We start from the raw sequence: 20201 nt of genomic DNA on the forward strand, positions 1-20201 counted from the left end.
CTCCGCCGCCATGTCCGCGATCACCACACGAACCACACCCAGCGGAATCCGCAGCAACGCCGACACCTCCGCCACCGACCGCACCTGACGGCACAACGTGCTGATCGCCTGGCGTTCCGGGGTGAGCGTGGAAAGGTCCTGATGCATCACCGTGGCGGAGGACACGAGTGCCTCCATGGCGAGCTGGAGCCGCGGTGCCGTACGTCCGCCGGTCACGGCGTACGGCCGTACCAGCGAGCTCTGCTCCGGCGGCGCCGGTGCCGGCGTCGGGACGGAGTTCGTGCCGCCGTACTGCCGGTGGGCGTCGCCCACCGGCGGATAGGCCTCGTTGTTCCAGCCGCCGCCTGCCACAGCGTCCTCCTGACCTTCTCGCTCTCGCTCCGGAACCCGGCGGCCGCCCCGGCCGCTCCGCTCTCAGGGCGTCTTCCCCGATCTGTCCTCCACCACGTGCCTCACTTCGCGGAGTCGCATCACCGCGGGTGGGACGCCTGGAGTTCGGCGCGGACCGCGGGAGTCAGCACCTGACCCGCCCGTTCCACCAGCAACGTCATCTGATAGGCCACCAGACCCAGATCCGAATCCGCAGCCGCCAGCACCGCCAGACAGGACCCGTCACTGATCGACATGATCAGCAACAACCCCCGCTGCATCTCCACCACCGTCTGCGTCACCGGGCCACCCTCGAACACCCGCGAGGCACCCTGCGTCAGACTGATCAACCCCGCAGCCACCGCCGCCAGCTGATCCGCCCGGTCCTTCGGAAACCCGTCCGAGAACGCCAGAGGCAACCCGTCCGCCGACACCACCACGGTGTGCGCCACACCCGGCACGTTGTTCACGAAGTCCGTGATCAACCAGTTGATGCCGCGTGCGGCCTGGCTCATTTCCCTCATCAGTCCTCCTTCTCAGTGTCCTGGGCATCGGGCGTGCCCAGGGCCGCCGCCCCGGGATATCCCTGGTTCTCCTCGGCCTCCCCGCGGGCGACGGCCCGGCCCTGCCGTACGCCCTGCTGGAAGCTGGAGAGCCTGCTGCGCACCCGCTCGGGCGAGAGCACGGGCGGGGGCGACGGCGGGGAGGCCGCCGCCGCCGCGGCGGGCTCCGCGGAGGAGGTGGCGGGAGCAGTGGCCGAGCCGGGGACCAGGTTCGCCTTGGGCACCCGCTTGGGCAGGCCCGACGAGGTCACCCCGCCCAGGGCCGGCTCGCTGGCCGCCTTGGCCGCCTGCCAGCCGGCGTCCGCCGGGGAGGACCAAGCCCTGGTATCCGTTCCGGGCTCATCCTCGGCGTCGTTCTTGTCCGCCGGGACGTCGGCCTTCTTGAACCAGTCCGACTCGACCGCGGCGAAGATCGGGAGGAACTCCTCCTCCGACTCCAGCGGCGAAGTCCGCACCACCGGCAGCGGGCCGGTGTTGTCGTCGCCCTCGAAGGCGCCGCGGCCGGTCCGCCCGGCCCAGTCGGAGCCGGTCTCCTGCGGAGTGCCAGGCCAGGAGGCGCCCCCCGGCGGGGGCAGATGGCCCGGCCATGGCGTGTCCACCGGGGCCTCCCCGACGTGACCCCGGTTGAAGGGGTTGGTGTCGAAGGGGCCGGCGTCGAACGGTCCCGAGTCGAAGTTCGTGGTCTCGAACGGGTCTCGCTCGGAGGGCGTCTTCTCGAACGGCGTCTTGTCGAAGGCCGCCCGGTCGAACGGTCCGGACTCGAAGGGGCTGCGGCCGAACGGCTCGGGCTGCCCGCCCTGACCGAAGCCGCCGGTGTCGAAGGGGTTGCGGGCGAACGGATCGGTCTCGCCCGGCCGCCCCGAGCCGCCCGCCTCGAACGGGTTGCGCGCGAACGGGTCACTGTCGGCGCTCCGGTTCGGCGGCGGTTCGAAGGGGTTGCGGGCGAACGGGTCGGGATCGAAGCCGACCGTCTCCCGCGGGAAGGACTCGAAAGGTCCGCGCTCGAAGGGGTCGGCGCCGGGGGTGCCGACGCCGGGCGCGTCCGCGCCGAACACGGGAGTGCGCGACGGGTTCTCGAACGGCGTCGGGCTGGCGAGGGCCGGCGCGCCGCCGAACACGGAGGCGCCGAACTGCGGCCCGGTCCCGACGGCCGGCATCGGGCTGGTCAGCTCGGGCTGCGGCATGCCCGGCACGCCGGGGAACGCCGGACCGGCGTGGGCCAGCAGCGCCTCGGGCAACAGCACCATGGCCGTCAGGCCACCGGTGTCCTGCTGGCGCAGCTGCACCCGGATGCCGTGGCGCAGCGCCAGGCGGCCGACCACGAACAGGCCCATGCGGCGGGACACCGACACGTCCACGACCGGCGGGTTGGCGAGCCGGTAGTTGGTCTGGGCCAGTTCCGCGGGGGTCATGCCGATGCCCTGGTCGCTGACGGAGATGATCAGGCCGCCGCCGTCGATGCGGTTGCTCGACACCGTGACCTTGGTGTCGCGCGGCGAGAAGGAGATGGCGTTCTCCACCAGCTCGGCCACGAGGTGGACGACGTCGTTGACCGACTGGCCGACGACCGACGCTCCGGACTGCACCTGGATGTCGACGCGCTCGTAGTTCTCGACCTCCGACAGCGAGGCGCGCACGACGTCGACGATGGGCACCGGCTGACCCCAGCGGCGCGCGGCCTCCTGCCCGGCGAGGACCAGGAGGTTCTCACTGTTGCGGCGCATGCGGGTCGCCAGGTGGTCGAGCTTGAACAGGTTCCCGAGCCGCTGCTCGTCCTGCTCGCCCTGCTCCAGGCCGTCGATCAGGGACAGCTGGCGTTCCACCAGCGTCTGTGTGCGCCGCGACAGGTTCACGAACATCGCGTTGACGTTGCTGCGCAGCCGGGCCTCGTCGCCCGCCAGCCGGATGGCCTCGCGGTGGACCTCGTCGAAGGCCCGCGCGACTTCGCCGATCTCGTCGCGGCCGACCACCTGGATCGGGGCGATGGGCGGGACCTCGGCGGCGTCGCCGGCCTCCCGCAGTTTCTGGACCGTGTCGGGCAGGCGGCTGCCGGCGATCTCCAGCGCCTCGCTGCGCAGCCGCCGCAGCGGGCGTACGAGGGAGCGGGCGACGCCCGTGGTGACGAGCAGCACGGCGATCAGCAGGAGGGCGACGGCGACGGCGACGATGATGGCGCGCTGCTGCTCGTCGTCCTTGAGCGACTGGCTCCGCGCCACGATCGCGGAGGTCAGCTTGGCCTCGACGGTGCGCATCCGGTTGATGGGCTGCGACATCGCGTCGTACCAGAGGCGGGTGTCGTCGCGGACCGACAGGTCGAGGCCCTTGAGCGAGAAGCCCGCGTTCGCGCGGTCGAGAATCAGCGTGCGGATGAACTCCGCCTGGTCGACCTTGCCGCCGGTGACCGTGTTGTCGTAGTCGGTCCGCTCCTCGGGGGTGGCGCTCTTGCGGAAGGCGCGCAGCTCGCTCTCCTGGGCGGACACGGCGCCGAGGAAGTTCTGCAGCTGGGCCTGCTCGAAGCGGTCGACGGGGAGCACCGTGGTCAGCAGGCCGCGCTGCGCGGAGGCGCTCTCCTTCGCGCGGGCGAGCGCGGCCAGCGTGCCGGCCGAGGCGGCGAGCCTGTCGTCCTGCGTGCTCTTGGCCAGGTCGTCCTGCAAAGCCAGCAGGGTGTCGATGACGAGCGTGTACTGGTCCAGGACCGCTCTGGGGAGCAGGTTCCCTTCCAGGGCCTGACTCCGCAGGGACTCCACGCCGTCGAGCCTGCCGAGGATGTGCTCGATCTCGGTGGAGCCGCGGCTGCCCACCTTCGACCTGACCTCGTTCGCCAGGTCGCGCACCGCGGTGGCCGCCTTGTTCGTGATGATGATCTGCGCCTTGACGGCGGCGGTCGCCTTCGCCGGGCGGCCGATCGTCGCGTTCCAGGCGGCCCGGTCGCGTTCCGACTGCAGTTCGTGGGTGAGGCCCGCGACCTTGTCCACCAACCGCGCCAGGTCACTGGTCTGCTGGTATTCGGACGCCGTGTTCACCGAGGTGATGACCCGAAGGCCGCCGAGCAGCAGCGCCGCCAGGGTGGGAATGAGGATCAGGGCCACAAGCCTGGAGCGCACGCGCCAGTTGCGCAGCAGGAAACGGCTTCCCTCGTCGGGCTCCTGCTCAGCCGGAACCCCGGTCCCGGGGCTCTCGTCGGTCCGGGGGTCTTGTGTCGTCACAGGCTTTGCAACCTCTCGCCGTATGTGCGCACAGGGGGGAGTGTCTCAGCACGGGTGGGGCTGGCGTGACGTGCGAGACGTCCTGCAGGCGAGGGTAATTGCAGCACACCGACACCAGGGAGGCCAACCGAACACCCGTGCACAAATAGCCTAGACAGGCATGGAGATGATGTTATTTGGTTAAATATCGGGTCGGCATCAATACCGAATTCTGCCCTGCCGGCTAGGGAAGTGTCTGGCGAACGCCGCCCGCGGCTCCCGCCGCATGGTCGCACCGTACGCCGCGAGGGCGGCACCCTCCGGGGTGCCGCCCTCGCCGGACCCCTCTCCGGGGCGAGGTCTGTCGGGGACATGTATTCGTACGGGCGGCTCAGTAGGGCCTGCCGTACGCGGCCCGGACGGTCAGCACGTACTCGACCAGGCTGATGAGCGTGGATTTGACGGCATCCCGCGAACGGGCGTCCGTACGGACGACCGGGACGTGCGGAGGCAGGGACAGCGCCTCGCGGACCTCCTCCTCCGAGTGGAGGAACTGCCCTTCCCAGCCGTTCATCGCGACCAGGAATGGCAGCTGCGCCTCCTCGAAGTAATCGATCGCCGGGAAGCAGTCGGCGAGCCTGCGGCTGTCGACGAGCACGACCGCCCCGATGGCGCCGCGGACGAGGTCGTCCCACATGAACCAGAAGCGGTGCTGACCCGGCGTGCCGAACAGGTAGAGGATGAGGTCCTGGTCGAGCGAGAGCCGGCCGAAGTCCATGGCGACCGTCGTGGTCGTCTTGTTCGGCGTGAGCCCCAGGTCGTCGATGCCCGCGCTGGCGTCGGTCATCACGGCCTCGGTCGTCAGCGGCAGGATCTCGGAGACGGCACCGACGAAGGTCGTCTTCCCGACGCCGAACCCACCCGCCACGACGATCTTCGTCGAGGTAAGACCACGGCTAGAGCCTGCGTAGTCCACTGAGCACCCTTTCGAGCAGGTTGAGGTCTGGCTGTCCCTGGTTCAGCTGCGGCATGTGCAGGCGGACCAGACCCTCGTCGGCCATGTCGGCGATGAGCACACGTGCCACGCCGAGCGGGACCCGGAGCAGCGCCGAGATCTCCGCGACCGATCGTACGGAACGACATAGCATCATGATCGACTCCTGCTCAGGGCTGAGCAGGGAATAGTCATTGCTCTTCAAGGTCACCGATGATACGAGGGTTTCCATCGCCATGTGGTAACGCGGCTCGGATCGGCCACCGGTGACGGCGTACGGACGGAACAGAGGCTCGTCCTCTGTTCCGTCACGATCACGCATGGCCCGCTCCCACGATCATCGCCGTGACGTCTGCAGCTCGGCGCGCAGCGCCGGAGTGAGCACCTGCCCCGCCCGCTCGACGAGCAGGGTCATCTGGTAGGCCACCAGGCCCATGTCGCAGTCCGGCGCGGCGAGGACGGCCAGGCAGGAGCCGTCGCTGATCGCCATCACGAGCAGCAGTCCCCGCTGCATCTCGACGACGGTCTGCGTCACCGAGCCCCCCTCGAACACCCGCGAGGCGCCGACGGTGAGGCTGAGCAGGCCGGCGGCGACCGCCGCGAGCTGGTCGGCGCGGTCAGGCGGAAAGCCGTCCGATTGGGCCAGCCGCAGGCCGTCCGACGACACCACCACCGCGTGCGCCACGCCGGGCGTGGTGCCGACGAACTCGGTGATCAGCCAGTCGAACCTGCGTGCTTCCACGCTCAGCTCAGTCACGAGCCCTCCTCCTCTTTACCCGACCCTTCGGCGAAACCTCCGGCCGCCTGGGCCCGGCCTCGCCTAACACCCTGCTGGAAGCTGGACAGGCGGTTGCGCACCGCCTCGGCCGAGACCGGGGGACGCGGGGCGGCGGCGGCAGAGCCCTGCGCGCCCACCGAACCGGGCACCAGATTGGCCTTCGGCGTGCGCTTCGGCAAGCCCGCCGCGGTCACGCCGCCCAGCTGGGGATCCCGGGCGCTCGCCGCGGCCTGGAAGCCGCTGTCGGCCCGCGACCGCCACCCGCCGGGGCTTGCGTCCTGCGGGTCGGCGGCACCGGGCGCCGGGGCGGAACCCGGCACCCTGGCGATCTCCCCGGTGCTCTCCCCGGCCTTCTCCTCGTCCTCCTCGGTGCCGGACCGCGCCGCCGGCGCGTCCTGCGGGCCGGTGTCCGAAGGACGCCGGAACCACGCGGACTCGACCGAGGCGAAGATCGGCAGGAACTCGTCGCCCCGCTCCAGCGGCGAATCCTCCACCGAGGGCAGCGGCCCGGTCGACGACGCCTCGTTCCCGGCCGCGTAGGCCCCGGGGCCGCCGGGAGATCCCGGCGCGCCCGCCGCCCCGGCCGTTCCGGTGCCGGACGGCGAGAACGCCGTGGGCCCGGTGCTCGACGGCGAGAACGCCGTAGGCCCGGTACTCGACGGCGAGAACGCCGTAGGCCCGGTGCTCGACGGCGAGAACGCCGTCGGTCCCGTGCTCGACGGGGACTCCGCCGTGACTCCCGTGCCGGACGGGGAGAACGCCGTCGGTCCCGTGCTCGACGGGGACTCCGCCGTGGCTCCCGTGCCGGACGGGGAGAACGCCGTGGGTCCGGTGGGCGCGCCCCGCCGCGGGAGGCCGGCCGGTCCTGTGGGCAGCGACGGCCACGAATGCTCCGCGCGGTCCTCGCCGCTCCCGCTCGCGGCCCCGCTCAGCGGCGACGCCGAGGGCCCGGCGGACACCGGAGGCCACGACGAGTCGGACCGCTCCCCGAACGCGGGGCTCAGGGGATCGCCGTCCGCCGCCCTCCCGGGCGCGCCCGGCGCCGGATGCGGCCCCGAGTGCTCGGTGAAGGTCCCTCCCGCGAACGCACTCTCCGCGGGCCCGGCAGGCGCCTCGGCCGTCGGCGCGCCGAACGCGGTGAACCCGCCCGAGCCGTTGCCGCCGGTCCCGGCACCGCTGAACCCGTCTTCACCGAACCCGGTTCCGCCGGGCCCGGTTCCGCTGGGCATCGGGGGCCTGCGGGATCCGACGCCGCCACCCGCCGCACCGTTGCCTGAGCTCCAGGGTTCGAACGATCCACCCCCGGGCGCGGAGCCGAGCGGGTCCGGCTCGGCGGCGAACGCCTGCCGGGCCGGCAGCCCGGCCGCCGTCTGCCCGGCCGGAACGGAGGGACGCGGCATGACGGGCTGGTCGGCCGGAACGGAGGGACGCGGCATGACGGGCTGGTCGGCGTTGCTGATGAGCTGGGTGGGGAACAGCACCATGGCGATGACGCCCGCGCCTTCGCCCCGGCGCAGCTGCACCCGGATCCCGTGGCGCAACGCGAGGCGGCCGACCACGAACAGGCCCATCCGGCGGGACACCGACACGTCGATCGTGGGCGGCTCGGCGAGACGGCGGTTGATCTCCGCGAGCTCCTCCGGCGACATGCCGATGCCGGCGTCGGTGACGCCGAGCATCACGGCGCCGCCCTCGACGGGGCTGCTGGAGACGACGACCTTGGTGTTGCGCGGCGAGAAGGCGATGGCGTTCTCCACCAGCTCGGCCAGCAGGTGGACGACGTCGTTGGCGGCGTGCCCGGCGATCGCGATCGTACGAGGGATCCGGACGACGACCCGCTCGTAGTCCTCGACCTCCGACAGCGACGCGCGGACCACGTCGACCAGCCGGGCGGGCTGGCTGCGCTTGCGCGGCGGCTCGTGACCGGCGAGGACCAGGAGGTTCTCACTGTTGCGGCGCATGCGGGTGGCCAGGTGGTCCAGCTTGAACAGGTCGGCCAGGCGCCGGCCGTCCTCCTCGCCCCGCTCCAGGCCGTCGATCAGCGAGATCTGCCGCTCCACCAGCGTCTGCGTACGACGCGACAGGTTCACGAACATCGCGTTGACGTTGGCGCGCAGGCGGGACTCCTCGGCGGCCAGGCGCACGGCCTGCGTGTGGACCTCGTCGAAGGCCTGCGCAACCTCGCCGATCTCGTCGCTGCTGTCGACCGCGATCGGCTGCACATGGGACTCGCGCCCGGGGTCCTCGGACTCGCGCATCCGCCGTACGATCTCCGGCAGTCTCCGCCCGGCGATGTCGAGCGCCTCCGCGCGCAGGCGGCGCAGCGGCGAGACCATCGACCGCGCGATGAGCACGGTCGTGGCGAGCACGAGCACGAGCAGTGCGAGGATCAGGCCGCCGGCGATGAGGGCGTTGCGCTGCTCGGCCGACTGCAGGTCGCGGGCGCGGTCCTGCACCAGTCCCGACACGCGTCCCTCGACGGCCGCCATCTGCTCGATGGCCTTCGTGCTGTCCTGGAACCACTGCTGGGCCGTCCTGTCCCTGCCCCGGTAACGGCTGAGGGACTGGTTCTGCAGGCCGAGCGTGAGCGCCCACGACTTGGTCAGCTCGCTGTTGACCACGTTCTGGTCGGCGAAGAGGGTGACCAGACGGCTCGCCTCGGCCGGCGGGGCCTCCGTGTAGAACGTCGCCAGGTAGCTCTGCTGACGTGACTGCGAGGCCAGGAAGTCCTGCAGCTCGAACGTGGTGAAGGTCTGGTTGCGCTCCATCAGCTCACGCGTGAGGATGGCCCGCTGCAGGGCCGCCTCCTCCTTGGCGTGGGCGAGAGCGTTGAGAGCGCGGATGTTGCCGACGATCGAGGCATTGTCGTCGTTGTTGCCCAGCTCGTCCTGCAGACGCAGGATGTTGGCGATCAGGGCGCTGTAGTCCTCGGGCGCGCCGTTGTCGCGGATCCCCGCGAGGCTCGCGATGCGGCTGGAAAGCTGCTGCGCCTGCTCCACCGCACGGGTGCCGTAGTCCGCGTTGAGGTTCTTGAGGTCTGCCCTGACCTGCTGGATCAGCGGGTCGACCGCCGCGCGCTGCTGGGCGCGGGTCACCTCGGTCTCCCCGTCGATGTTGAACTTGCGCCTGCTGGTGCCACCCCAGACGAACAGGTCACGTTCGAGGGCGAGCTGCTCGGCGAGGTCCCGCAGGTGCACCGAGTACTCTGCCGCCGACCTGGTCCGCTGGTAGGCCGTCAGGCTGTCGATCGAGCCGACGACGCGGACGCCGGCGAGCAGCACGGCGACGAGCGTCGGGGCGACGATCAGCGCGGTCAGGCGTGTGGGCACTCGCCAGTTGCGCGGCGAGATACGACTCCGCCGCCTGCGGTTATCGGTATTCGACTGCTCCATGCTCACCGGCCCCGCCATCGTTCGGCATGCCTTCACGCGTCTGGACAGCATGAAGTGACACAGCTATATAAGCGGGGACAATTCGACCACAAGGTCACGATGGCGAGCGGCCCTACCCCTACCGCAGCACCCCAATTGTTACCAAGAGGTGAGGATCGTGACTCGGCTCACCTGAGGGCGGCAAGCACGTGCTCCCGCACCTGCATACGCTGCTGCTCATCGAGGATGGGACGACCCGTTCGATCCGCCACATAGAAGACATCCACCGCTTCTGCGCCCAGAGTCTCCACACGCGCCGCGCGTACGTCAAGCCCGCACTCGCCGAACGCGCGGCCGATCCGCCACAGCAGGCCGGGCCGGTCGTGCGCCCGCACCTCCACCACGCTCGCGGTGTTGGACGCGTCGTCGAGGAGGGTGACGCGGGGCGGCGCGACCGGCACCCGGGAGGGTCGCATCGACCTCGCCCGCCGGGCCAGGCGCTGCTCGATGTCGAGCCGTCCGGCCAGGACGAGGCGCAGGTCGGCCTCCAGCGTCGCGGGGTCCGGCGGCGTGCCGTATTCGGGCGCCACGACGAACTCGATGACCGCCGTCGACCCGGCGGACGCGGCGGAGGCGGAGCGGACCGCCATACGGTGCGCCGCGAGCACCCCGGCCGCCCGCCACAGCAGGCCCGGACGGTCGGGCGCGACCACGGTGACCGCGCTCCCGTTGACGCGCACCGCGCCGCCGCCGTGCCGGGCGAGCGCGGCCTGCTCGGGGGAAAGGGCCGGCGCGGGCGCGGGCGGCGTGCCGGACAGCACCGACCGCACCCGCCGGACCAGGTCGGAGACCAGGGACGCCTTCCAGGAGTTCCACGCGGCCGGCCCGGTGGCGGTGCCGTCGGCCACCGCCAGCGCGGACAGCAGTTCGAGCACCTGCCTCGACCCGACGGCCTCCGCGACCCGGGAGATCGTCACCGGGTCGTCCAGGTCCCGCCGGGTGGCGGTCTCCGGCAGCAGCAGATGGTGCCGCACCACGGTCGCGAGGACGTCCACGTCCGCCGCGGGCAGGCCCATCCTGGTGCCGATGTCCCTGGCGACGATCTCGCCCGTGGTGGAGTGGTCGCCCGGCCAGCCCTTGCCGATGTCGTGCAGGAGCGCCGAAATGAGCAGCAGGTCGGGACGCGACACCTCGCGGGTGAAGGCGGCCGCGCCGGCGGCGGTCTCGATGAGGTGCCGGTCGACGGTGTAGCGGTGGACCGGGTTGCGCTGGGGGCGGTGACGCACGCGCTCCCAGTCGGGGATGAGCTTGACGAGCACCCCCGCCTGGTCGAGCTCCTCCCAGACCGGTACGGCGGCGCGCCCCGCACCGAGCAGGGCGACCAGCGCGCCGCGGGCCTCCGCGGGCCACGGCACGGGCAGCGGCGGAGACTGGGCGGCCAGCGTGGAGACCGTCGCGGGCGCGAGCGGCAGCCCGGCCTCCGCGGCGGCCGCGGCCGCGCGGAGAACCAGCGTGGGGTCGGTGCGCGGGCTGGCGCCGCGGGCCAGCACGACCTCGCCGCCGTGCTCCACGACGCCGTCGGCGAGGGGCCTGCGCCCCCGGGGCGCGGGACCGGTGAGCAGCCGGTCGACCGTGCGCCAGGTGGCGTCGAACGCGTGGGAGACGGTCCGGCCCGCCTCGGCCAGACGGCGCATCAGCGCCTCGGCGTCCAGCAGGCCCAGCGTGCCGGCGACCGCGTCCTGCTCCTGGAGCACCAGGCGGTCGGTGCCGCGCGCGGTGACGAGGTGCAGCCCGTGCCTGATGTCCAGCAGCAGTTCGTACGCCTCGCGCACCCGGGGGCCGGGGGCCGAGGCGACCCAGGCGGCGGCCACGGCCTGCATCGCCTGTACGTCGCGCAGCCCGCCTCTGGCGTCCTTGAGGTCGGGTTCGAGCAGGAATGCCAGCTCACCGCCCGACTCGGCGCGCTTGTCGGCCGAGGCGCGCAGCTCGGCCAGCCTGCGCCGGGAGTCCGCGCGCCACTCGGCGAGCACGGCCTCCCGCGCGGCCCTGGTCAGCTCGGGGTCCCCCACCACGTGGCGGGCCTGGATCAGGCCGAGCACGGCCTTGAGGTCCTCCCTGGCGACCTTCACCGCCTCGTCCACGGTGCGGACCGAGTGGTCGAGGCCGATCCCGGAGTCCCAGATGGGGTACCAGATGCGGTCGGCGATCCTCGCCACGTCGTCGCGGCCGTCGTGGAGCAGGACCAGGTCGAGGTCGCTGCCCGGGGCGAGCTCGCCCCGCCCCAGGCTGCCGACCGCGACCAGGGCGATCCCGCTGATCCCGTTGGGCCCGCCGGCGGCGGGGCCGCCCCCGAGGGGAGCGGCGGGGCCGCGCTCCTCGGGGAGGCCGCCCTTCCCTCCCGATCCCCCCTCCCGCGCGTACGGCCGCATGGCCGCCGTCCGGAACAGATCGGTGAGCCATCTGTCGATGTCCGCGGCCCGGTCCTTGCGGACCGCGGCGAACGAGCGTGCCTCCCCTCTCATCATCCGGTTACAGCGCCTCCGGCCCGCGCTCCCCGGTGCGGACCCGGACGACCGTGTCCACGGGGACCGACCAGACCTTGCCGTCGCCGATCTTGCCGGTCTGGGCCGCCTTGACGATGACGTCGATGACGTCCTCGGCGTCGTCCTCCTCGGCGAGCACCTCGACCCGGACCTTGGGCACCAGGTCGACCTGGTACTCGGCGCCGCGGTAGACCTCGGTGTGGCCGCGCTGACGGCCGTAGCCGCTGGCCTCGGAGACGGTCATGCCCTTGATGCCGAACTGCTCCAGAGCGGCCTTCACGTCGTCCAATTTGAACGGCTTGATGACTGCGGTGATGAGTTTCATGCGTCGACCTTCTTCGCGGACGCGGGCACGGGCCCGTTGACGGAGGCCACTCCCGAGGAGTGGACGGTGCCGAGGTCGTACCCGGTCTCGGCGTGGGTGGTGATGTCGATGCCGGTGACCTCGTCCTCTTGGTCGATCCGGAAGCCCATCGTCTTGTCGATGATCTTCCCGATCACGTACGCCATGATGAAGGAGTAGAGGCCGACCGCGACAGGGCCGAGGGCCTGCACGCCGAGCTGGGAGATCGGGCCTCCGTAGATGAGGCCCTCGTTCTGGCCGTCCGCGAAGGGGTAGCGGGCGATGATGCCGAGCGAGACCGCGCCGATCGCCCCGCCGACCAGGTGCACGCCGACCACGTCGAGCGAGTCGTCGAAGCCGAGGCGATACTTCAGGCCCACCGCGTACGCGCAGACCGCGCCGGCGACGAGGCCGAGCACGAGCGCCGCCCACGGGTCGACGAAACCACAGGCGGGGGTGATGGCGACGAGGCCGGCGACGGCGCCGGAGGCGACGCCGAGGGTGGTGGAGTGGCCGTCACGCAGCTTCTCCACGAGGATCCAGGCGCCGGCCGCGGCGGCCGTGGCGACCTGGGTGTTCATGAAGGCGAGGCCGGCGGTGCCGTCGACGGCGAGCTCGGAGCCGGCGTTGAAGCCGAACCAGCCGAACCACAGCAGGCCCACGCCGAGCAGGACCAGGGTCAGGTTGTGCGGCCGCATCGGGTCCTTGCGCCACCCGGTGCGCTTGCCCAGCACGAACGCGAGCGCGAGGCCCGCGGCACCGGCGTTGACGTGGACGACCGTGCCGCCGGCGAAGTCCTCGATGCCGAGGTTCGCCAGCCAGCCGCCGCCCCAGACCCAGTGGGCGACCGGGAAGTAGACGAGCGTCGCCCAGGCGAGGCCGAAGACGACCCACGCGCCGAACTTCGCCCGGTCGGCGATGGCGCCGCTGATGAGGGCCACCGTGATGATCGCGAAGGTGAGCTGGAAGGCCGAGAACACCAGGCTCGGCATACCGGTGCCGTCGTCCTTGGTGGTCGTGTCGATGAGGCTCTGCAGGCCCAGGGCGTCCCCGCCGCCGATGAGCTTGTTGATGAAGTTGTCCCCGTCGCCGAAGGCGTCGAAGGCCAGCGAGTGCCCGTACAGCACCCAGGCCATGGTGACGACGATGATGCTGACGAACGACATCATCATCATGTTCAGGACGCTCTTCGCCCTGGTCATGCCCCCGTAGAAGAACGCGAGCCCGGGGGTCATCAGCAGCACCAGTGCGGTGGCTGTGATCATCCAGGCGGTGGTGCCGGTATCGATCTTCACCGACGCGGCCCTCCTTACATTTGGCGTGTGGCCGGTTATCACTCCCTCAGTGGGCTTCGCGCGGGGTCACCATCGGCCGGCTGGCGCACTGACGTTGGCGACAGCGTGTTCTTCCGCCGTTTCAGCCCACGACCATGCGTGTTTCACATGTGTGAAACTCGCCGCCGAGGTGTTTCGGGCGGGTTTCGGACGTGCTCAGAACGACAAAACGCGCACCCCCAAGGGGTGCGCGTCGTCACGGCCGGGGTCCCCGGCCCCCGCCGGGGCGGCGGATTACGCGGCGCTGGCCATCTTGCGCAGCCGCACCAGCGCGTCGCGCTCGATGCGCCGGGCGCGGTCGCGGCCGATGCCGTAGCGCTCCCCCACCTCGGTGAGGGTGTGCTCCCGGCCGTCCACCAGGCCGTACCGCCAGCGCAGCATCTCGCGCATCTGGCCCTCCAGGCCGGTCAGCCACTGCTCCAGGCGCTCCTTCTCCAGCGTGGCCATGGCCTGCTGCTCGGGATCCGCCCAGGTCTCGTCGGCGATCATGTCACCGAGCTCGGTCTCGTCCTCGTCGCCCACGCCGAGCTGGAGGGAGACCGGGTCGGAGGCCCAGCGGCGCAGCTCCTGCACCCGCTCGATCGGCAGGTCGAGCACCTCGGCGAGGTCGGCGTCGGTCGGCTCCGCGTCGAACTCCGCCAGCATGTCCCTGCGCACCCGCATGAGCCGCGTCATCTGCTCCCCCGCGTGGGTGGGCAGGCGCACCGGCCGCGCCTGCTCGTGGATCGAGCGGCCCACCGACTGCCGGATCCACCAGGTGGCGTAGGTCGAGAACTTGTACCCCCTGCGGTAGTCGAACTTCTCCACCGCGCGGACCAGTCCGAGGTTCCCCTCCTGCACCAGGTCGATGAGCGGCATTCCCCTGCCGGAGTACTTCCGCGCGACCGCCACCACCAGACGCAGGTTGGCCTGGATGAACTCGTCCTTCGCCCGCCGCCCCGAGATCGCGAGACGCTCCAGCTCCTCGTCGGTCGCATCCGCGATCTTCGGCTCACGCCGCCCGCTGTCGAGCAACTGCTCGGCGAACAGCCCCGCCTCGATGCGCTTGGCCAGCTCGACCTCCTGCTCCGCGGTCAGCAATGGAACGCGGCCGATCTCGGCCAGATACGTCCCCAGCAGATCCCGGTCAGAGACGTGCTGTTCCTGCGTCCGATTCCCCGTCGCCATCCGATGGCACCTCGTTCCGCCGCCGCGATATGCAATATGTGAGCCGGCGAGCCGGGCGTGTCCGCCCCGCTCGGCACGGCCCCCGGTTTCCTGCTCCTGCCCCGGTAAACGGCCGGTCCAAGGCAAAGATTCCCCAAACGAATACGACCCGGGAATGGTTTCGTTCTCCTCCCCAAGGAGGATGCGGGACCGGGAAAAAAGGCGATTACCCAGGTCCGGCGGGCTCAAACGAGGCGGCGTCCCATCCGCCAGACCTGCGCCGCCAGCGGCACCCCCGGCCGGTACGCCAGGTGGACGTACGACGGGGCCTCCAGGATGACGAGGTCCGCGCGGGAGCCTGCGCACAGGGCGCCCACGTCGGTGCGCCGCAGCGCCCGCGCGCCGCCGCGGGTCGCCGCCCGCACGGCCTCCAGCGGCGTCATGCCCATCTCGCGTACGGCCAGGGCTATGCAGAACGGCATCGAGGTGGTGAAGGAGGAGCCCGGATTGCAGTCGGTCGCCAGCGCCACGGTGACGCCCGCGTCGAGCAGCCGTCGCGCGTCCGGGTACGGCGACCTGGTGGAGAACTCCGCGCCCGGCAGCAGGGTGGCGACCACCCCGCTGGCGGCGAGCGCGTCCACGTCGGCCTCGGTGAGATGGGTGCAGTGGTCGGCGGAGGCCGCCCCCATCTCGCAGGCCAGCCGCACCCCGGGGCCCTCGCCCAGCTGGTTGGCGTGCACCCTGATCCGCAGCCCGGCCTTGCGTCCCGCCGCGAGCACCTCCCTGCTGTGCTCCTCGCCGAACGCGCCGCGCTCGCAGAACACGTCCACCCACTTGGCGTACGGCGCGCACGCCTCCAGCATGGGCCCGGTCACGAGCCGGACGTAGTCGTCGGCGGTCGTCCCCGGCGGGACGACGTGCGCGCCGAGGAACGTCGTCTCCTCGGTGAACTGGCGGGCGATCTCCAGGCTGCGGCGCTCGTCCTCGACCGTGAGGCCGTATCCGCTCTTGATCTCGAACGTCGTCGTGCCCTGCATGGTCATCTCCGCGACCAGCAGCGCGGTCGTCTCCACGAGCTCGGGGACGGTGGCCTCCCTGGTCGCGGCGACGGTCGAATGGATGCCACCCGCCGAGTAGGGCCGGCCGGCCATCCGCGCGGCGAACTCCGCGGTGCGGTCGCCGGCGAAGACCAGGTGCGCGTGGCTGTCCACGAAGCCCGGGACGACGGCCCGCCCCTCCACGTCGACCCGCTCGTCGGCGGGCGGGGCGTCGGCGGAGCGGCCGATCCAGCGGACTACGCCGTTCTCCGCGACCAGCGCGGCGTCCTCGATCTCCTCCCGCTCGGGGTCTGCCGTGTACAGCAGCCCGATGCCCGTGAAAACGACTGATGTCATGCCGCTCGGCCCCACGTCTCCTGATCCTCGCCACCCCGCGAACGGCGCAAACCTCACCGCTGCAGCGGGGCGAGCGCGTCGCGCAGCAGCGCCCCGGCGTCGCCGAGCACGTGCCGCCCGTCCTCCACGATCCGCCGTCCGCCGGCGACCACCGAGTGCACGTCGGGGGCGGTGGCGGCGAACACCACCGACTCCACCGCCGAGGCCTTCGTCGCGCCGGCCGTACGGACCGAGTCGAGCCGTACGGAGACGAGGTCGGCCCAGGCGCCGGGCACCAGGCACCCCGCGTCGGGGAAGCCCAGCGACGCCTGTCCGGCGGCGGTCGCGGCGTGCAGGAGCTGCGCGGCGGGCCAGTGCCCGCGCTCGCCCGTGACCAGCCGCTCGTCCAGCTCCACCGCCCGCGCCTCCTCGAACAGGTCGATGACCGCCTGGCTGTCGGTGCCGAGCGTGACCGGCGACCCGGCGTCCAGCAGCCGGCGAGCGGGGCCGACGCCGTCGGCGAGGTCGCGTTCGGTGGTGGGGCACATGCACACGTGGGTGGTGGAGCCGCCGAGCAGCGCCACGTCCACGTCGGACAGATGGGTGGCGTGCACCGCGGTCGAGCGCGGCCCCAGCACGCCGTGGTCGTGCAGCACCTGGACGGGCGTGGCCGAGTAGATCTCTACGCACGCCTCGTTCTCGGCCCGCTGCTCCGACACATGTGCGTGCAGCGGCCCGGTGTGCCGGTGGGCGAAGTCGACGACGACGTGCATCTGCTCGGGCGGCACCGCCCGCACGGAGTGGATGGCCGCGCCGATCTCGACGTCCTCCTCGCCCTCGTAGGCCCGGGCGAGCTCGTCGGCCCTGGCCGCCCAGCGTTCCGCGTCCCCGTCGCCGAAGCGCAGCTGGGTGCCGGTGAGCGCCTCGCCGATGCCCCCGGTCAGATAACAGGTGTCGAGCAGGGTGACGCGCAGCCCGGCTCGCCTGGCCGCCTCGACCAGCGCGTGGCCCATCGCGTTCGGGTCCGCGTACGGCCTGCCCCCGGGGCCGTGGTGGAGGTAGTGGAACTCGGCCACCGTGGTGATCCCGGCGAGCGCCATCTCGGCGTACGTCGCGGTGGCCAGGGCGAGGTAGCGGTCCGGGTCGAGCGCCTCGGCGGCCGCGTACATCCGCTCCCGCCAGGTCCAGAAGCTGCCGCGACCTGCCTGGGTGTGGCCGCGCAGCGCGCGGTGGAAGGCGTGCGAATGACAGTTGGCCAGGCCGGGGAGGGTCAGCCCGGCCAGCCGTACGGCTCCGGGGGGAGGCGGCGCCTCGGGCCTGATCTCCGCGATGCGCCGGCCCTCGACGCCGACGACGACGCTCTCGACGATCTCGCCCGGCGACAGCCACGCCATCTCGCACCAGTAAGTCACGTGCACCGGTCCTCCAGGTGGGCGGTGTGGCCGTGCTGCCACTGCTGTCGAACGTGCGTCCCCGCGCCTCGCGCGGCTGTCAGCGGGTCGGTCCCGCCGCCGGCCGTACCGTGATCTCGGTGACGTGGGCGTCGGGCGTGGCCGTCACCGCGGCCAGCACGGCCCGCGCCACCGATTCCGCCTCCAGATACCTTCCCGGCTCGTACGGCCCCTTCTCCTGGGCACGCACGTCCCTTTGCATGTCCGTGTCCACCCGGCCGGGAAAGACGGTGGTGACGCGCACGCCGTGGGCGTTCTCCTCCTCGCGCAGCACGTCCGCGTACGCGCGGAGGGCGAACTTGCTGGCGGCGTAGGCCCCCCAGTTGGGGTTGGCCCGCTGCCCGGCGCCGGAGTTGATCAGCACGACGTGCCCCCGGGCCGCGCGCAGCGCGGGCAGCAGCAGGCGGGTCAGCTCGGCGACCGCGATGACGTTGACCTCCATCGTCCGCCGCCAGACCTCGGCCGGGACGTCGGCGAGGTGGCCGAGCCTGGCGATGCCCGCGCTGTGGACCAGCAGGTCGAGCCGGTCGATCCCCTCCACCTCGGCCGGGGTGAGCTCGGTGAGCTCCACCGCCCAGGGGCGGGCCGCCGGCAGCTCGGCGCACATGGCGTCGAGCGCGGTGCCGTCCCGCCCGCCCAGGAGAAGTTCGTGCGTCGGGGCGAGGGCACGGGCGATCGCCGCCCCCACGCCCCGCGAGGCGCCGGTGATCAAAGCCGTGGGTCGCATGGACCTCACCTTAGAACGTCCCGCCGATCTCCCCCGGCACCGGCGTCCCCGCCGCGGGTGCTGATCCTGGGCGTGCTGCTCGACGGGCCGCTGCACGGTTACGAGGTACGCAAGACGCTCGAACTGTGGGGCACGCAGCACTGGGCCAACGTCGCCTTCGGCTCGATCTACCACGCCCTCGGGAAGATGGCCCAGGAGGGCCTGCTCGAAGTGGTCGGCGACGACCGGCCCTCCGGCCGGGGGCGGACGGTCTACGCGATCACTCCCGAGGGGAGGGCCGAGTTCGACCGGCGGCTGCGCGAGCGCTGGTCGGAGATCATGCCGATCGTCGACCCGTTCCAGGTCGCGCTGACGTTTGTTCCTCGACGAGCCCACGACCGGCCTCGACCCGCAGAACCGGGCCAACCTCTGGGAGCAGATCAGGACGCTGCGCGACGGCGGGACGAGCGTCCTGCTCAGCACCCACTACCTGGACGAGGCCGACGCGCTGTGCGACCACCTGGTCATCGTCGACCACGGGCTCGTCGTCGCGGCCGGGACGCCCTCCGAGCTCAAGCGCGAGATCGCCGGCGACGTCGTGTCCCTGCGCGTGTCCGGCACCGACGAGGCGGCGCGGGTGCTGGACGGCCTGCCGTACACCAGAGAGGTCAGGGCCGACGGCGGCCTGCTGCGCGCCTACCTGGACGACGGCGAGCGGGCACTGCCGCACCTGCTGACCGCGCTCACCGGGCCGGGCCTGGCCCTGGAGTCCGTGGCGCTCGACCGGGCCACGCTCGACGACGTCTTCCTGCACAGGACCGGCCGCTCGCTGCGCGACGCGGCCTGACTCCCCGAAAGGCCCGACGATGCTGAAGCACACCGGCCTGTTCCTGGCCTACGAGCTGCGCAGCACCGCCCGCAATCCGATCTGGCCGCTGTTCGGCCTCCTCCAGCCCGTCCTCTCCATGCGCCACCTCGCCGGCTAACCGTTCTTGAGGAAGGCCAGCAGGTCGTCGTTCAGGGCGTCCTTGTGCGTCACGAACAGGCCGTGCCCGGCGGTGGGGTACTCCTTGTAGACCGCCCCGGGCACGAGGGCGGCCGTACGGCGGCCGGTCAGCTCGACCCGCGCCGAGATGTCGGCGGCGCCGTGCACGACGAGCGCCGGCACGCCGATCTCCCGCAGCCCGGCCCGGTGGTCGGCGTGGTAGAGCGCCTCGAACACCCGCGACGTCGCCCACGGCGAGGCCGACAGGCACTGCGCGAGCGTCCAGTCGACGAGCGCCGGCGACACGTCGTTGCCGAGGTGCGTGGCGAACCACGCCTGCGCCTGCCGGGCGAACCACTTCGGCCGGTCGGTCGCGAACTGGGCGAGCGTCGCCCGCAGCGCCTCCTCGGGGGCGCCCTCCGGGTTGTCCGCGGTCCGTTTGAGGAACGGCAGCACGGCGGAGACGAACGCGACCCGGGCGACGCGCTCCTCGCCGTGCCTGGCGAGGTAGCGGGCGATCTCGGCGCCCCCGGCCGAGTGCCCCACCAGCGTCACGCGGCGCAGGCCGAGGTGCTCGATCAGGGCGGCCACGTCGTCCGCCAGGCTGTCCAGGTCGTAGCCCGTGGAGGGGCGGTCGGAGCGGCCGTGCCCGCGCCGGTCCAGCGTCACGCACCGGTAGCCCTGCTCGACGAAGAACGGAAGCTGGTACTCCCACATGTCGCTGTGCAGCACCCAGCTCGCCAGGAAAAGGATCGGCTCGCCCTGCCCGTAGTCCTCGTAGGCCAGCCGCGTGCCGTCGAAGGTCTCGAAGAACATGTCCACTCCCGCTGTCTCGTATCGACAACCGGAGTCTGGCCGGGCGAGGTCAGAAGATCGATTACGCGGGAGGTAAAGCACGGCGGGACGCCCCGGCCGGACCGGCCGGGACGCCCCGCCTCCGACCCGTGTCGCCCGGACGCGCCCGCACGCGCGTTGGCTCCGGGAACCGGGCGGTGGTGAAGGAGAGGTTACGCACCACCGATCTTCCCGGTCTCCGGTCGAAAGAAGCTGTGGCCCGGTG

16 protein-coding genes and 1 pseudogene are annotated in these 20201 nt (G+C 72.0%); 2 read left to right on the plus strand and 15 right to left on the minus strand.

Features of this window, described 5'->3' with window-relative positions; all coding sequences use genetic code 11:
• From ACWEQG_RS25010 to ACWEQG_RS25075, 14 genes are all read right to left on the minus strand, one after another.
• On the minus strand, positions 1 to 351 hold a 351-nt coding region (locus ACWEQG_RS25010), incomplete at its 3' end, for a DUF742 domain-containing protein (RefSeq protein WP_452288220.1).
• A gap of 119 nt (positions 352 to 470) precedes the next feature.
• Positions 471 to 893: a roadblock/LC7 domain-containing protein gene (locus ACWEQG_RS25015; protein ID WP_076434898.1), complete on the minus strand. Its 423-nt coding sequence runs from the start codon at positions 891 to 893 to the stop codon at positions 471 to 473.
• Positions 893 to 4138, minus strand: coding sequence for a nitrate- and nitrite sensing domain-containing protein (locus ACWEQG_RS25020; RefSeq protein WP_452288222.1), 3246 nt, complete (start codon positions 4136 to 4138; stop codon positions 893 to 895). Before ACWEQG_RS25020 ends, ACWEQG_RS25015 begins: the two co-directional genes overlap by 1 nt.
• A gap of 370 nt (positions 4139 to 4508) precedes the next feature.
• Positions 4509 to 5045: a GTP-binding protein gene (locus tag ACWEQG_RS25025; protein WP_310742229.1), complete on the minus strand. Its 537-nt coding sequence runs from the start codon at positions 5043 to 5045 to the stop codon at positions 4509 to 4511.
• A gap of 28 nt (positions 5046 to 5073) precedes the next feature.
• Positions 5074 to 5433, minus strand: coding sequence for a DUF742 domain-containing protein (locus ACWEQG_RS25030; protein ID WP_030510865.1), 360 nt, complete (start codon positions 5431 to 5433; stop codon positions 5074 to 5076).
• A gap of 15 nt (positions 5434 to 5448) precedes the next feature.
• Entirely contained in the window at positions 5449 to 5868 is a 420-nt protein-coding gene (locus ACWEQG_RS25035; protein ID WP_370022518.1) for a roadblock/LC7 domain-containing protein, read from the minus strand.
• Positions 5865 to 9218 carry a nitrate- and nitrite sensing domain-containing protein gene (locus ACWEQG_RS25040; RefSeq protein ID WP_452288224.1) on the minus strand — a complete coding sequence of 1118 codons (3354 nt, stop codon included), beginning with the start codon at positions 9216 to 9218 and terminating at the stop codon, positions 5865 to 5867. The genes ACWEQG_RS25035 and ACWEQG_RS25040 overlap by 4 nt, the downstream gene beginning before the upstream one ends.
• A gap of 230 nt (positions 9219 to 9448) precedes the next feature.
• A complete protein-coding gene (locus ACWEQG_RS25045) occupies positions 9449 to 11785 on the minus strand; it encodes a [protein-PII] uridylyltransferase (RefSeq protein WP_363465706.1) in 2337 nt (778 codons plus the stop codon).
• A gap of 4 nt (positions 11786 to 11789) precedes the next feature.
• Complete coding sequence (locus ACWEQG_RS25050; RefSeq protein WP_030510869.1) at positions 11790 to 12128, minus strand: P-II family nitrogen regulator; 339 nt, start codon at positions 12126 to 12128, stop codon at positions 11790 to 11792.
• Complete coding sequence (locus ACWEQG_RS25055; RefSeq protein ID WP_363465708.1) at positions 12125 to 13441, minus strand: ammonium transporter; 1317 nt, start codon at positions 13439 to 13441, stop codon at positions 12125 to 12127. Before ACWEQG_RS25055 ends, ACWEQG_RS25050 begins: the two co-directional genes overlap by 4 nt.
• 273 nt (positions 13442 to 13714) lie before the next feature.
• Positions 13715 to 14647 carry a sigma-70 family RNA polymerase sigma factor gene (locus ACWEQG_RS25060; protein WP_363465711.1) on the minus strand — a complete coding sequence of 311 codons (933 nt, stop codon included), beginning with the start codon at positions 14645 to 14647 and terminating at the stop codon, positions 13715 to 13717.
• Between the two features lie 224 nt (positions 14648 to 14871).
• The gene (hutI, locus tag ACWEQG_RS25065) at positions 14872 to 16020 is read right to left on the minus strand and encodes an imidazolonepropionase (protein WP_452288226.1); all 1149 of its coding nucleotides are present in this window, start codon (positions 16018 to 16020) and stop codon (positions 14872 to 14874) included.
• A gap of 53 nt (positions 16021 to 16073) precedes the next feature.
• Positions 16074 to 17417, minus strand: a complete 1344-nt coding sequence (locus tag ACWEQG_RS25070) for a formimidoylglutamate deiminase (RefSeq protein WP_452288228.1) — start codon at positions 17415 to 17417, stop codon at positions 16074 to 16076.
• A 73-nt stretch (positions 17418 to 17490) separates the two neighbouring features.
• Entirely contained in the window at positions 17491 to 18177 is a 687-nt protein-coding gene (locus ACWEQG_RS25075; RefSeq protein WP_452288230.1) for an SDR family oxidoreductase, read from the minus strand.
• A gap of 72 nt (positions 18178 to 18249) precedes the next feature.
• On the opposite strand from ACWEQG_RS25075, the pseudogene ACWEQG_RS25080 reads away from it, so the two are divergent.
• Both ACWEQG_RS25080 and ACWEQG_RS25085 read left to right on the plus strand, forming a co-directional pair.
• Positions 18250 to 18453 (plus strand): annotated as a pseudogene (locus tag ACWEQG_RS25080) (PadR family transcriptional regulator); the annotation flags it as partial.
• 79 nt (positions 18454 to 18532) lie between these two features.
• A complete protein-coding gene (locus ACWEQG_RS25085; protein ID WP_452288232.1) occupies positions 18533 to 19003 on the plus strand; it encodes an ATP-binding protein DrrA1-3 family domain-containing protein in 471 nt (156 codons plus the stop codon).
• Between the two features lie 135 nt (positions 19004 to 19138).
• Here ACWEQG_RS25085 and ACWEQG_RS25090 read toward each other — a convergent pair whose 3' ends face one another.
• Positions 19139 to 19957, minus strand: coding sequence for an alpha/beta fold hydrolase (locus tag ACWEQG_RS25090; protein ID WP_452288234.1), 819 nt, complete (start codon positions 19955 to 19957; stop codon positions 19139 to 19141).
• Positions 19958 to 20201: the final 244 nt, after the last annotated feature.

This window comes from Microbispora sp. NPDC004025, from assembly GCF_053604425.1.

What these genes read in the sequence shown, in the direction of transcription:
- ACWEQG_RS25015 (WP_076434898.1), bottom strand. Translation starts at nt 893, where the DNA reads ATGAGGGAAATGAGCCAGGCCGCACGCGGCATCAACTGGTTGATCACG.
- ACWEQG_RS25030 (WP_030510865.1), bottom strand. Translation starts at nt 5,433, where the DNA reads ATGCGTGATCGTGACGGAACAGAGGACGAGCCTCTGTTCCGTCCGTAC.
- ACWEQG_RS25045 (WP_363465706.1), bottom strand. Translation starts at nt 11,785, where the DNA reads ATGATGAGAGGGGAGGCACGCTCGTTCGCCGCGGTCCGCAAGGACCGG.
- ACWEQG_RS25050 (WP_030510869.1), bottom strand. Translation starts at nt 12,128, where the DNA reads ATGAAACTCATCACCGCAGTCATCAAGCCGTTCAAATTGGACGACGTG.
- ACWEQG_RS25060 (WP_363465711.1), bottom strand. Translation starts at nt 14,647, where the DNA reads ATGGCGACGGGGAATCGGACGCAGGAACAGCACGTCTCTGACCGGGAT.
- hutI (WP_452288226.1), bottom strand. Translation starts at nt 16,020, where the DNA reads ATGACATCAGTCGTTTTCACGGGCATCGGGCTGCTGTACACGGCAGAC.
- ACWEQG_RS25075 (WP_452288230.1), bottom strand. Translation starts at nt 18,177, where the DNA reads ATGCGACCCACGGCTTTGATCACCGGCGCCTCGCGGGGCGTGGGGGCG.
- ACWEQG_RS25090 (WP_452288234.1), bottom strand. Translation starts at nt 19,957, where the DNA reads ATGTTCTTCGAGACCTTCGACGGCACGCGGCTGGCCTACGAGGACTAC.